This is a genomic window from Methylotenera sp. (assembly GCF_029945535.1).
Classification (GTDB): domain Bacteria; phylum Pseudomonadota; class Gammaproteobacteria; order Burkholderiales; family Methylophilaceae; genus Methylotenera.
Genome location: NZ_JAQSCU010000018.1, coordinates 409,021 through 422,465 on the forward strand (window position 1 = coordinate 409,021; position 13,445 = coordinate 422,465).

A 13,445-nucleotide genomic window follows, 5' to 3' on the forward strand; every position below is an offset into this window, starting at 1 on the left:
ATTCATCTAAATTGAAAAAAATTTAGAAATTTGATTTATGCATAAACCATCACACTTTATTTAAGAATAACTCTAATTTAAGGATAAACATCATGTTTGAAGTATTGGTTTATATGTTTGAGAATTACATTGATACACACTTTAGACCTGACGAGAGCACGCTTTCAAGAGAGTTGAGTGCTGCAGGCTTTGATGAGCAAGATATTAACGGCGCATTTGATTGGTTTAATCAGCTAGAACTGATGGCCGACCAAGCTGATATATTTGAAACGCCAAATCACGTGAGTACACGGATATTTACTAACGATGAACTGAAAAAAATCACAGGTGAAAGCTTAGGCTTTGTACTGTTTTTGGTTCAAGCCAAAATCCTCAATACCGCACAGCGCGAACTGGTGCTAGAACTAGCGATGAACTTACCACAACCACTCATCAGCATTGAAGAAATGCGCTGGATTGTGCTAATGACCACTTGGGGCGCAAGTAAATCTGGTCCAGATAAAACCAAAGAATACTTATTTATTGAAGATGCACTGCTCAATAAACAAAAACCGACTTTGCATTAGCAAGTCGGTTTTTTATTTTTAAAGCTTAGGAATAAGTTAAATCTATTTTCCGCTAATATTTTCAATAACTTTACTAATCATTGTAGAACGATTGAGCGTATAAAAATGCAGGCTTGGCACCCCCCAAGCTTGCAATGTTTCACATAGCTCACTGACGACATCTACGCCAAATGCGCGTAAGGAATCTATATCTTCACCATATTCTTCCAAACGCATTTTAAGCCAACGTGGAATATCAGCACCACAAACGCTTGAGAATCGAGCTAACTGGGTGATGTTATAGATCGGCATAATACCTGGCACGATAGGTATATTAATGCCTGCAGCTTCGCACTGGTCGACAAATCTAAAGTAGGCATCCGCGTTGTAAAAATACTGGGTAATAGCAGAGTTAGCACCCGCATCTACTTTACGTTTTAAATTCAGTAAATCCGCCTTAGGCGTTCGAGCTTCTGGATGAAATTCTGGATAAGCAGCTACTTCGATATGAAACTGATTACCAGTCTCAGCACGAATAAATTCCACTAGCTCGACTGCATATTTAAAATCACCTGCGCTCACTTCGCCTGACGGCACATCACCACGCAATGCCACTAAACGCTTGATGCCGCGCTCTTGATAGGTTTTTAGCAAATCACTGATTTCTTCCTTGCTGGCTGAAACACAAGAAATATGCGGCGCAGCTTGAAAGCCTTCTTGATGGATTTCAAGCACAGTATCCATAGTTCTATCGCGTGTAGAGCCGCCTGCACCAAACGTCACAGAAAAGAATTCAGGATTATATTGAGCTAATTTGGCACGATTCTCACGTAGCTTTTCTATGCCGTCCGCAGTTTTAGGCGGAAAGAACTCAAAACTAAAAGCAGTTTTTTTCATTTATTAATCTTTATTATTAGTCTTTTTTATTGTCAATCACAATGGCTGCAAACAGCCAAGACAACACGCTATACACCAAGGCACCGATAATGCCTGCCATTAAAGTTTTAACCTCAAAGCCTTGTAGCCAATGACCAACACCATAGAACAATAAGCCATTAATCACTAGAATGAAAAGTCCAAGTGTAAGGATAGTAATGGGTAGCGTTAGTATGACCAGAATTGGCTTAATCAACATATTGACTAAGCCAATCACCAAAGCTGCAAGTAACGCTGTTGTGAAATTAGCAACGTGAATATTTGGCACAAAATGCGTAACCAATAACAAAGCCAAAGCATTTAATACCCACACAAATAATAGTTTCACGGGCTAACTCCTTAATAAGCGTTATTTAGCTTAGTAGCGGTATGTATCTGGCTTGTAAGGGCCTTGTTTTTGCACACCAATATAAGCTGCTTGTTGATCCGTTAATACAGACAATTGTGCATTAAGTTTCCTTAATTGCAAAACTGCAACTTTTTCATCTAAATGCTTAGGCAGAGTATATACACCTACTGGGTAATTAGCAGTTTGCGTAAATAACTCGATTTGCGCAATTGTTTGGTTGGCAAATGATGAGCTCATCACATAACTTGGGTGACCTGTACCGCAACCTAAGTTTACCAAACGACCTTTAGCTAACAAGATAATTTTTTTACCGTCTGGGAAAATCACGTGGTCAACTTGTGGCTTGATTTCATCCCACTCATACTTTTCAAGTGAAGCAACATCAATCTCATTATCAAAGTGACCAATGTTACACACGATGGCTTGGTCTTTCATTTTTGCCATATGCTCATGAGTAATCACGTGATAGTTACCAGTTGCAGTCACAAAAATATCACCGTGTTCACAAGCATAGTCCATGGTAACAACGCGGTAGCCTTCCATTGCTGCTTGCAATGCACAGATTGGATCGATTTCAGTCACCCAAACTTGCGCAGACAATGCACGTAACGCTTGTGCAGAACCCTTACCTACGTCACCATACCCAGCTACGATAGCCACTTTACCGGCAATCATCACATCAGTAGCACGTTTTATCGCATCAACCAATGATTCACGGCAGCCGTACAGATTATCAAACTTTGATTTAGTGACAGAGTCATTAACGTTAATCGCAGGGAAAGCTAATTTGCCTTCTTTATGCATTTGATACAAACGATGCACGCCAGTGGTAGTTTCTTCGGTGACGCCAATGATTTTTGCCAAACGCACCGAATACCAAGTTGCATCTACTTTTAATTTCTCTTTAATTGCGTCAAACAAGCAGATTTCTTCTTCTGAAGACGGGTTTGCAATTACAGATAAATCTTTTTCAGCACGTGTACCAAGATGAAGCAACAATGTAGCATCGCCACCATCGTCTAAAATCATGTTGGTATAGCCACCATCCGCCCACTCAAAAATGCGGTGTGTGTAATCCCAATATTCCGTCAGCGTTTCACCTTTGATTGCGAATACTGGCGTACCGCCTGCAGCAATAGCGGCAGCGGCGTGGTCTTGCGTAGAGTAGATATTGCATGATGCCCAACGCACATCCGCACCTAAGTCTTTCAGTGTTTCAATGAGTACAGCCGTTTGAATTGTCATATGCAAAGAGCCTGTAATGCGCGCACCTTTAAGTGGTTGCGCTTTAGCAAACTCTTCACGAATTGCCATCAAGCCAGGCATTTCCGTTTCAGCAATAGCAATTTCTTTACGACCAAAAGCGGCTAGGCCGATATCGGCAATTACGTAGTCTTTAAAAGTTTGTAGATCTTTTTGGGTCACAGTATTCATTTATTTTCCTTGAATGTGTGACCGGGGGGATGGGGAATGATATTGAGATGCTAACGCTTTTCTCACCCGTATCCCGTGCCCGGCACGGTTAATAATGGTGAGCGCCGTTAAAACATTTTCCGAGCCTGGGAAGCTGTATTAAAAATGACAGCTCTCGCAACGCTCCTCGGAATTTCTAAATTATACGCGATATTTTTTTAGCTTACAAATAGCAAAAAACCTCTAAGTAAATAATTTTGTTACAAAATCTCGCACTAGCTCCATATTTCATGGACATCGCTAACCCCCCAAAGAACGGGATCTTCATGACCAATAATAGAGTCTTGCTCATGGGGTTTTGATAAATCTATTGACTCAATATTGATACGTGATTTAGATTTGGTTGAAAAAAATACTTTTACGATAGGCGTTAACAGGGACTTTGGACTTTGATCAATCACTACAGCTAATCTCCCAGACTTGAGCTTCACTATAGAGCCGATTGGATATATACCCACACTCTTAACAAATGCCTTAAATACCACTTCATCAAAATGCCCATTCCATTGCGCCATGCGCTGCAATGAAACGCCCGGCTCCCAGCCTTCTTTGTATGGGCGGTTAGATGTAATTGCATCGTAGACATCACACACCGCGCCCATTTTGGCAAAAATACTGATTTCCTCCGCCTTTAATTTTTTAGGATAACCCGTACCATTTACTTTTTCATGATGGTGTAAGCACACATCTAAAGTAACTTCATCTGTGATATTAGCTTTTAATAAAAGTTCATATCCTCGCTCTGGATGCAGTTTAACTAAAGTAAACTCCTCATCTGTCAGTGCACCAGGTTTATTAAGTATTTCTGAGGAAATAGCGGCCTTACCTAAGTCATGCAATAAACCTGCCAAACCGGCTTTTTTAGTTTCTACTTGAGACAATCCTAGCTCTTTAGCCAGAGCTACCATCAGTGCGCAAACTGCCACTGAGTGCATATAAGTATATTCGTCTTTGTTTTTTAAACGCACCAAGCTAACAAGTGCACCTAGATTTCTATCCACTGAAGCGGCTATCTCATCGACCACCTGCATAGCAGCTTCAGTATCAACTGCTTTACCCATGCGCACGTCATGAAACATTGATGCAACGGCTTTTTTAGAAGCGTTGATCACTTTCTTCGCTTGAGCTTGCTCTTGTGCAGCGGAGATTTGTTTGGGTTTTGGTGGTGGGGTTGGGGTAACTAAGGGTTCAACAGGATTTTCTGAAGTAGGAAGCGTTGCTGATTTTACAATCTCATCGAGCTCTTCAATATCCAAGCCTTTGGAGGTATCAATAACGACTTCTTTAATGACGCTGGCTTGCAGCTTTTTTAAATCAGAAGGGTCTACTAATTTGAAGGCTTTTTTCCAAAAAGGATGATCTATCCAAGCACCTTTAAGCTCTTGGATAAACATGCCTAATCGAACTTGTTTTGTTGAAACAACTTTTAACATATGCCCCCACTAAAAATGCACTAACAATCAGTTAGCATTATTTTAGCAACGGCATAGTCAATTCAATTGTTCTAAATGGAAGCCTTTAACGCTGCTGCTTTATCAATCGCTTCCCAAGTGAACTCGGGCTCATCACGACCAAAGTGACCGTAAGCGGCTGTTTTGGCGTAAATAGGACGAAGCAAATCAAGCATTTTTACGATGCCTTTCGGGCGTAAATCAAAATGCTCACGCACCAACGCAGTCAGCACTTCATTGCTGACCTTGCCAGTACCGTAAGTTTCTACCATCACGCTAGTTGGCTGTGCAACACCAATCGCGTAAGAAACCTGCACTAAGCAACGTGATGCCAGTCCAGCTGCAACAATGTTTTTAGCCACATAGCGGCCTGCATAAGCAGCGCTACGGTCAACTTTTGATGGATCTTTACCAGAGAAAGCTCCGCCGCCATGAGGAGCAGCGCCACCGTAAGTATCTACAATGATTTTACGACCAGTTAAACCACAATCGCCTTGCGGACCGCCAATCACAAAGCGACCTGTAGGATTCACTAAGTATTTAATCTCACCTTTAATGAGTTCTTTTGGCAACACTGGCTTGATGATATCTTCAATCACCGCCTCACGAATTGTTTCTAAGGTCATTTCAGGTGCATGCTGCGTTGAAACCACGATAGTATCAATTGCACTTGGTTTGCCGTCTACATATTTAATCGTCACTTGCGATTTAGCATCTGGACGCAACCATGGCAAACGGCCATCTTTGCGCAATTGCGCTTGGCGCTCCATTAAACGGTGACTCAACCAAATTGGTAATGGCATTAATTGTGGCGTTTCATCCACCGCATAACCAAACATCAAGCCTTGGTCGCCTGCACCTTGATCTAATGGGTCATCATGTGCGCCATCCACACCTTGGGCGATGTCTGGCGATTGTTTGTCGTAAGCCACCAATACTGCACAACCTTTATAGTCGATACCGTATTCTGTGTTGTCGTAGCCGATGCGTTTAATCGCATCGCGTGCAACTTTGATATAGTCAACATTCGCTGTTGTAGTAATTTCACCCGCAAGTACAATTAAGCCAGTATTAGCTAGGGTTTCTGCCGCTACACGGGCAGTAGGATCTTGGGTTAAAATAGCATCTAAAATGCTGTCTGATACTTGGTCTGCGAGTTTGTCAGGGTGACCTTCAGAAACTGATTCTGAAGTAAAAAGATATTCATTCATTGATGTGCGCCTTGGAAACTAAAAATTTAAAAAAATGAAATGAAATTCATACTAAAGGCTGAAGCATGAATCACAGGTCAAAGACTAACCTCTCATTGTACCTAACTATTAAAGTAATAAAATTAAAATAAGAAGAATAAATGACAGTCTATTCGGTCAATCAATTTATAATATGACGATGAATTTACACTTTACAAAAATGCAAGGCGCGGGAAATGACTTTATCGTCATTAACGGCATAGATCAGCCATTTCACCTCACAACCGAGCAAATACAAGCCTTGGCTCATCGTCAATTTGGCATTGGATTTGACCAGCTTTTATTAGTCGAAACGTCTAAAGTTGCCGATTTCAAATACCGTATTTTTAATGCTGACGGCACTGAAGTTGCACAGTGCGGAAATGGTGCGCGCTGTTTTGTGCGCTTTGTTGTAGACCAAAAATTAAGTAACAAACATGAAATTAGTGTGGAAACCGCAAGCGGTATCATTACGCCCAAACTGGAAAACAACGGTTTAGTTACCGTAAATATGGGCGCGCCTAGATTGTCGCCTAGCGAAGTCCCTTTCATTGCTGATGCAGTTGCCAATAGCTATGTGTTAGAAGTGGCTAATCAGCACATAACCATTTCAGCAGTCTCTATGGGCAATCCACATGCAGTGCAAATTGTGGAAGATGTGGAGACTGCACCAGTGGTCGCCCTTGGCAGTCAGATTGAAGTGCACACTCGCTTTCCTGAGCGCGTGAATGCAGGTTTCATGCAAATTATGGACGAACACCATATCAAACTAAGAGTCTTTGAGCGTGGTAGCGGCGAAACACTCGCATGTGGCACGGGCGCATGCGCAGCCGTGGTTGCAGGCATTCAATTAGGGCGATTACAATCACCAGTCAAAGTATCTGCCCGTGGTGGAGAGTTGCATATTGCTTGGCTAGGCGGCAATTCACCTGTCATGATGACAGGCCCCGCTGTGGCCGTATTCACTGGCAACATCGAAATATAATCTATTAAAAACGCGCTCACCTAAGATAACTACAAGCGATAACAACAAGGACGACCATGCAAGAAGATATTCAAAACACGATTTCAGCAGACGATGTAAAAAGTTATTTGCGAGCACATAAAAACTTCTTTGAAGAGCATGCCAGCTTGCTGACCGAAATCTTCTTACCTAGCCCGCATGGTAGCGGCGCCATTTCACTTGCAGAGCGCCAACAACTGGCACAGCGTGACAAAATTCGCGTGCAAGAAGTGATGTTGGCGCAATTAATTGAGTTTGGTGAGCAAAATGATGTTACAAGCCACAAAGTACATAGTTTCAGCGTTAAATTACTTGAGAATAAAGCCTTAAACAGGCTGCAACCGCTGATTGCTGAAAGTATGCAGCACGTGTTTGATGTCACAGAGTCTCAAGTGCGAATTTGGTTAAAACCTAATGATGAAGCATTCTCGCAAGAAGCTGTTTTCGCAGCTGTCAGTGATACTTTTAGCGATTGGGTAGTTGCGCTAGAAGCGCCGCATTGCGGCACCAAACCTGAATCAGCACAAGGTTTACTTGGTGAGAGCCTTCAATCCTTTGCATTTATCCCGCTTTACAAAAACGCTGATAAAACACATGCATTTGGCGTGCTGATACTGGGTTCGGAAGATCAAAAACGCTTTAAAGCCGATATGGGTTTAATGTATTTAAAACGCATTGGCGATTTAGTGAGCGCTGCGTTCTCGGCTTATATTTAAGGTGCTAAGAAGTTAGACGATGAGTCATCTAAATGATTATCTTCAGCATCTAACTTTCGAGCGCGGCCTGAGCGCGCTCACCTTAAAAAACTACACCAGAGACATCCAATTACTGGAGTCTTTGGCTGACAATACCGCTTTAGATGCCGTTACTAATACACAAATCAGACGCTATATCGCCACGCTACATGGAAGAGGTCTAAGTGGTAAAACCATTGCACGGGCGCTTTCGGCCTGGCGTGGCTTCTACAACTACCTCACTCATCATAAAGGTTATGTGCAAAATCCTGTCATGGGGTTGCGTGCACCGAAATCAGCCAAGACTTTGCCACAAGCGCTTTCTACCGACCAAGCCGTTAAGTTTGTAGACATTAAAGGTGATGGCCCACTTGAACGTCGCGACCACGCCATTTTAGAGTTACTTTATTCATCAGGTTTACGTTTGGCTGAGCTGGTAAATTTAGATATAGGCATGCTGGATTTTTCTGAAGGCACGGTAACGGTTACAGGTAAAGGCAACAAAACTCGCATCGTGCCAATGGGCAGCCATGCCATGAACGCCATTCAGACTTGGCTGCAAAGCCGTGCGCTGATTAAAATTGCAGACATCAACCCCAATGCGCTGTTTATCACGCAGCAAGGCAAACGCATTACACCGAGAGCTGTGCAATATCGCGTCAAAGAATGGTCTATTAAACAAGGCTTGAATATCAGTATGCACCCGCATTTGCTACGCCATAGCTTTGCAAGCCATGTGCTGCAATCTAGCCAAGATTTACGTGCGGTGCAAGAAATGTTAGGCCATGCGAATATCAGCACTACGCAAATCTATACGCACCTTGATTTTCAGCATTTAGCCTCCATATACGATGCAGCTCACCCTAGAGCGAAAAAGAAATCCTAGCCTTACATCATTGAGTAAGGTAACTTTCTTATCCTCAACGTACAGAATCGACGAAGATTGAATCTACAGTACCGCGCTTAAGAATAGCCATATTTATCTCGCAACGCTAAGAGAGAAATATGGCAAAATAGTAATTCAAAAGATTTTTATAATACAAAGGAGCTTTTCTCATGGAACATACTTTACCTGCCCTACCATACGCAAAAACAGCTTTAGCACCTCACATTTCAGAAGAAACTTTAGAGTTTCATTACGGCAAACATCATCAAACATACGTAACAAACTTGAATAACCTGATTAAAGGTACAGAGTTTGAAAATGCAAGCTTAGAAGAAATCATCAAAAAATCTTCTGGTGGCGTTTACAATAACTCAGCACAAATCTGGAACCACACATTCTTTTGGAGCAGCATGAAGCCAAACGGCGGCGGCGCTCCTACAGGTGCTTTAGCTGATGCTATTAATGCAAAATGGGGCTCTTTTGATGACTTCAAAAAAGCATTCCAAGCTTCAGCGGTTGGTAACTTCGGTTCAGGCTGGACATGGTTAGTTAAAAAAGCAGACGGTTCAGTAGACATCGTTAATATGGGTGCAGCTGGCACACCACTGACAACTGGCGACAAAGCATTGTTGACCATTGACGTTTGGGAGCATGCTTATTACATCGACTATCGCAACGCTCGCGCTAAATTCGTTGAAGTGTTCTTAGCTTCATTAGCAAACTGGGATTTTGCAGCAGCTAACTTTGCTAGCTAAAATTAAGTAAGCGTTAGTCAAAACTGTATAAGTAATAATACAAAAGGCCGCAATTGCGGCCTTTTGTATTTTCATTCTCTAAACCAAACTAGCCCAATAGCACTAAGCCCCACACCACTAACACTATCGTCAGCGCAAAAAACACCGCTGCACTACCAATATCCTTAGCACGCTTTGCTAGCGCATGATGCTCTGTCGAAGTGTGATCAACCGCAGCTTCAACCGCTGAATTCAATAGCTCAACAATCATCACTAATAACACGCTAGCAATCATTAGTGCTTTTTCAATTGAGGTCTTGCCCAAATAAAATGCCAATGGAATTAACACTATGGCTAAAAACACCTCTTGCCGAAATGCATCTTCATGCTTAAACGCCGCTTTAAAGCCTTCTATTGAGTAACCAAATGCGTTAATCAAACGACGTAAGCCTGTTTTGCCTTTAAATGGACTTTCCATACTAGATTTCATGTTTTTCTAGACTTTCTTCATTAAATAATCGCGCAATATTAGCATGCTTACTCGCAGCACTTAAAGCCTTGCGTTATCATAGTGCTTTTATTCAGTACATAAGGCATTAAAAATGGCACGCACAGTCAATTGTATTAAATTAGGCAAAGAAGCAGATGGCATGGACTTTCCTCCATACCCGGGTGAACTTGGCAAACGCATTTATTTAAGCGTCAGCAAAGAAGCTTGGGCAGCATGGCTAAAACAACAAACCATGTTGGTAAATGAAAATCGCCTAAGCTTGGCAGATCCATCTGCACGTAAATATTTAACCGAGCAAACTGAAAAATACTTTTTTGGTGATGGCGCGGATACGGCGGTTGGGTATGTGCCTGAGAAAAAATAAACTTTATTGATGTCTATGTTACGTTAGGGTTTTGCGTATGGAAATACTGGTCATAGTCATTGCCGTAGTAATTATTTTCTTTGTTTATCAAACAAAGAAAACCGTGAGCATAAACAAAACAAGCTTTTCTCCGTTTCCTATTTGGCTAAAAAAATACATCTATACCCCATACTCTATTGACAAAGCTACTATCGCAAAATCTGTAATGCTTCAAGCATTAGTCATATCAAAAGAGTTGGGAGCCATTAAATCAGAACACCATCAAGAGTTGAGCCTTCTATTTAATTCATTTCAAGCCGAAGAGTCCATTAAATTTGTGAATGGTTATATTGAAGAGTTTCTCCCCCGCCTTGAGGGAGTAGTCAATCAACACATAATCGAAACATCTTCTGCAAGATATGTTTTCATGCTCATGATTATTGCAGCCATAAGCCTTAATCCTCGTGGGTCTATAAGCGATTTTTTTGAGAAGCCACAATCCAACCGCCGAATTTAATTACACAAAATGTTTCACTATTTTTTGTTTGGCAGCTGGCGTAGGGTAATTCTTGAACCCACGCGTAACTCACTTGGCAACACTGTACTGCGTGGGGTTAAACCCCCTCCCTACAAAACCAAAGTCGCATAAAACAATACCTCTGGAAGCCTTATGAATATTGGCTTGCAGAGGCATTTCTTTAATGCAAAAGCTTATTTTTTACTAATCTACTTTTTATAAGTTTTAACACCATCCGCTGTCGCTAACAACAACACATTAGCTGGGCGCGCTGCAAACAAGCCGTTTGTAACTACGCCAACGATTTGGTTGATTTTCGCTTCCATCGCAACTGGGTCTGTAATATTCAAACCATGCACGTCGATAATCACATTGCCGTTATCAGTTGTGAAGTTACGTAATGCTGGTTGACCACCCAATTTAACTAACTCACGTGCAACATAGCTGCGCGCCATTGGTAACACTTCTACTGGTAGTGGAAATTTGCCTAATGTTGGCACGTATTTAGTTTCATCGCAGATACAAATGAATTGTCTAGCGACTGCTGCGACGATTTTTTCACGTGTCAACGCACCGCCGCCGCCTTTAAGCATGTGTAGGTGCTCGGTAATTTCATCAGCGCCATCTACGTAAATATCCATGCCGTCAATATTATTCAAATCAAACACTTCAATGCCGTGAGCGCGTAAGCGTTGGGCAGTTGCTTCACTACTTGCCACTGCGCCTTCAATTTTGTGTTTTACTTTTGCTAATTCTTCAATAAAGAAGTTTGCAGTTGAGCCTGTGCCCACGCCGATGATGCCTTCTTTAACGTATTCAACCGCTGCTTTTGCGACTTGTTGTTTTAATTCGTCTTGTGTGTATGCCATTTTGCCTAATTCCTCTACAAATTCTTTATAATGTAACCAACTCAACATAATACACTGCGCCAGTAAATTTAAAAAATATTGGGCACTTTTAAGATTCCAATTTAAGAATATTGCATGACAAAAACAACTATCAATTACCGCGAAAAAATAGAACACTCACACGTTTACGATGTGGCTAAAAAAACACCTTTAGAATTTCAAGCGAGCTTATCGGCCCGTATTGATAACCGCGTATTGCTTAAACGCGAAGATATGCAGCCTGTATTTTCATTCAAAATTCGCGGCGCCTACAACAAAATGGCAAGCCTACCTGCCGATGTGCTCAAACGCGGCGTGATTGCTGCCAGCGCGGGCAACCATGCTCAAGGCGTGGCGATGAGCGCGAAAAAGCTAGGTTGCCGTGCGGTCATCGTGATGCCGACCACAACACCTGCGATTAAAATTAATGCAGTACGTAGCTACGGTGCTGAGATTGTGCTGTTTGGGGACAGTTATTCAGACTCATACGTAAAAGCACTTGAGCTAGAAAAAACTGAGCATCTTACCTTTGTTCACCCATATGACGACCCAGATGTCATCGCAGGGCAAGGTACGATTGCGCTAGAAATATTGGCACAAAACCCGCAACCGATAGAAGCTATATTCTGCTGTGTAGGTGGCGGTGGCTTGCTGGCGGGTGTCGCAGCTTATGTGAAAGCCTTGCGCCCAGAAATAAAAGTGATAGGCGTAGAAGCGAAAGATGCTGAGGCCATGACAGAATCACTTAAAAAAGGTGAACGCGTCATGCTAGAACAAGTCGGTCTATTTGCCGATGGTGCAGCGGTTAAACAGGTTGGTGAGCATACGTTTGCACTCGCACAACAATATGTAGATGAAATGATAGTCGTCGATAACGACGCGATTTGTGCTGCGATTAAAGACGTATTTGAAGATACCCGCAGCATTTTAGAGCCTGCTGGCGCGTTAGCTGTGGCTGGGTTAAAAGCTTATGCAAAGCGTGAGAACTTGCACGGCAAAACCCTAATTGGCATTGCATCCGGCGCCAATATGAATTTTGACAGGCTACGTTTTGTCGCTGAACGTGCAGAAATCGGTGAAAAGCGCGAAGCCGTGTTAGCTGTAACGATTCCAGAAAAACCAGGCGCGTTTAAGGCGTTCTGTAACTTGCTGGGTAATCGCAATATCACCGAGTTTAATTACCGTTATGCCGATGCTAAAGTCGCGCATATTTTTGTAGGCGTGGCGATTGCCGACCCTGCGGAATCAGCAAAACTTGTAGCAGATTTGCAAGCGCAAGGCTTACCTGCACTAGATCTAACGGATAATGAAGTCGCTAAACTGCACTTGCGCCACTTGGTTGGCGGGCATGCACCGCAAGCTGAGCATGAAGTGGTATTTAGATTCGAGTTTCCTGAAAAACCAGGCGCGCTCATGAAGTTTTTAGAAACAATGGGACACGATTGGAACATCAGCCTATTCCATTACCGTAACCACGGCGCTGACTTTGGTCGCGTACTAGTCGGTATGCAAGTGCCGCCTTCTGATAGCGCTGAGTTCAATACATTTTTAGATAATTTAGGCTATCCGCACTGGGACGAAACACAAAACCCAGCGTACAAACTATTCTTGGGCTAAATAATTTTAATCAAATATTTAAACAAATTGGTTGTATATAGCCACATTGGTGGCTATATACAACCAGATTAAATTTCATGTAAAACTTAAGCCATTGTTTTTAAAAATTTAAATTTCTAGCGTGCTTCTTGCTTGATATTCGCAGTCTGACTTCTCAAATCCGGTAGCAAGCATAGTAAATTGAACCTAAGTTCATTTAGCCTGCCCAAATGACAACATTAATAAAGCAG

Annotated in this window: 15 protein-coding genes and 1 riboswitch; of the genes, 8 read left to right on the forward strand and 7 right to left on the reverse strand. The window is 42.3% G+C overall.

The annotated features are described in order from the left end of the window. The first annotated feature begins 92 nt into the window (after window positions 1–92). Window positions 93–566: a DUF494 domain-containing protein gene (locus PSU72_RS13650; protein WP_300433197.1), complete on the forward strand. Its 474-nt coding sequence runs from the start codon at window positions 93–95 to the stop codon at window positions 564–566. 42 nt (window positions 567–608) lie between these two features. Here PSU72_RS13650 and metF read toward each other — a convergent pair whose 3' ends face one another. From metF to metK, 5 genes are all read right to left on the reverse strand, one after another. Beyond that, window positions 609–1,442, reverse strand: a complete 834-nt coding sequence (gene metF / locus PSU72_RS13655) for a methylenetetrahydrofolate reductase [NAD(P)H] (protein ID WP_300433198.1) — start codon at window positions 1,440–1,442, stop codon at window positions 609–611. A gap of 16 nt (window positions 1,443–1,458) precedes the next feature. After that, window positions 1,459–1,809: a phage holin family protein gene (locus tag PSU72_RS13660; RefSeq protein WP_300433199.1), complete on the reverse strand. Its 351-nt coding sequence runs from the start codon at window positions 1,807–1,809 to the stop codon at window positions 1,459–1,461. 30 nt (window positions 1,810–1,839) lie between these two features. Further along, complete coding sequence (gene ahcY, locus PSU72_RS13665; RefSeq protein WP_300433200.1) at window positions 1,840–3,264, reverse strand: adenosylhomocysteinase; 1,425 nt, start codon at window positions 3,262–3,264, stop codon at window positions 1,840–1,842. Window positions 3,265–3,356: 92 nt separating this feature from the next. Further along, window positions 3,357–3,438, reverse strand: a riboswitch (S-adenosyl-L-homocysteine riboswitch). Window positions 3,439–3,518: 80 nt separating this feature from the next. After that, complete coding sequence (locus tag PSU72_RS13670) at window positions 3,519–4,736, reverse strand: HD-GYP domain-containing protein (RefSeq protein WP_300433201.1); 1,218 nt, start codon at window positions 4,734–4,736, stop codon at window positions 3,519–3,521. A 71-nt stretch (window positions 4,737–4,807) separates the two neighbouring features. Further along, entirely contained in the window at window positions 4,808–5,965 is a 1,158-nt protein-coding gene (gene metK / locus PSU72_RS13675) for a methionine adenosyltransferase (RefSeq protein WP_300433203.1), read from the reverse strand. A gap of 178 nt (window positions 5,966–6,143) precedes the next feature. On the opposite strand from metK, the gene dapF reads away from it, so the two are divergent. From dapF to PSU72_RS13695, 4 genes are all read left to right on the forward strand, one after another. Then, on the forward strand, window positions 6,144–6,968 hold the full coding sequence (dapF, locus tag PSU72_RS13680) for a diaminopimelate epimerase (RefSeq protein WP_300433309.1): 825 nt from the start codon (window positions 6,144–6,146) through the stop codon (window positions 6,966–6,968). A 56-nt stretch (window positions 6,969–7,024) separates the two neighbouring features. Next, window positions 7,025–7,702 carry a DUF484 family protein gene (locus PSU72_RS13685; protein WP_300433204.1) on the forward strand — a complete coding sequence of 226 codons (678 nt, stop codon included), beginning with the start codon at window positions 7,025–7,027 and terminating at the stop codon, window positions 7,700–7,702. A gap of 19 nt (window positions 7,703–7,721) precedes the next feature. Further along, window positions 7,722–8,606 carry a tyrosine recombinase XerC gene (gene xerC / locus PSU72_RS13690; RefSeq protein ID WP_300433206.1) on the forward strand — a complete coding sequence of 295 codons (885 nt, stop codon included), beginning with the start codon at window positions 7,722–7,724 and terminating at the stop codon, window positions 8,604–8,606. A gap of 170 nt (window positions 8,607–8,776) precedes the next feature. Further along, window positions 8,777–9,361, forward strand: a complete 585-nt coding sequence (locus PSU72_RS13695) for a Fe-Mn family superoxide dismutase (RefSeq protein WP_300433207.1) — start codon at window positions 8,777–8,779, stop codon at window positions 9,359–9,361. Window positions 9,362–9,449: 88 nt separating this feature from the next. On the opposite strand, the gene PSU72_RS13700 is transcribed toward PSU72_RS13695, so the two are convergent. After that, a complete protein-coding gene (locus tag PSU72_RS13700) occupies window positions 9,450–9,830 on the reverse strand; it encodes a diacylglycerol kinase (protein WP_300433209.1) in 381 nt (126 codons plus the stop codon). A 112-nt stretch (window positions 9,831–9,942) separates the two neighbouring features. Between PSU72_RS13700 and PSU72_RS13705 the strand changes: the two genes are divergently transcribed. After that, window positions 9,943–10,215: an oxidative damage protection protein gene (locus tag PSU72_RS13705; RefSeq protein WP_300433210.1), complete on the forward strand. Its 273-nt coding sequence runs from the start codon at window positions 9,943–9,945 to the stop codon at window positions 10,213–10,215. Between the two features lie 37 nt (window positions 10,216–10,252). Further along, complete coding sequence (locus PSU72_RS13710; protein ID WP_300433211.1) at window positions 10,253–10,711, forward strand: hypothetical protein; 459 nt, start codon at window positions 10,253–10,255, stop codon at window positions 10,709–10,711. A 209-nt stretch (window positions 10,712–10,920) separates the two neighbouring features. Here PSU72_RS13710 and rpiA read toward each other — a convergent pair whose 3' ends face one another. Then, entirely contained in the window at window positions 10,921–11,580 is a 660-nt protein-coding gene (gene rpiA / locus PSU72_RS13715; protein WP_013146887.1) for a ribose-5-phosphate isomerase RpiA, read from the reverse strand. 114 nt (window positions 11,581–11,694) lie between these two features. Between rpiA and ilvA the strand changes: the two genes are divergently transcribed. Then, on the forward strand, window positions 11,695–13,215 hold the full coding sequence (gene ilvA, locus PSU72_RS13720; protein WP_300433212.1) for a threonine ammonia-lyase, biosynthetic: 1,521 nt from the start codon (window positions 11,695–11,697) through the stop codon (window positions 13,213–13,215). The last annotated feature ends 230 nt before the right edge of the window (window positions 13,216–13,445 follow it).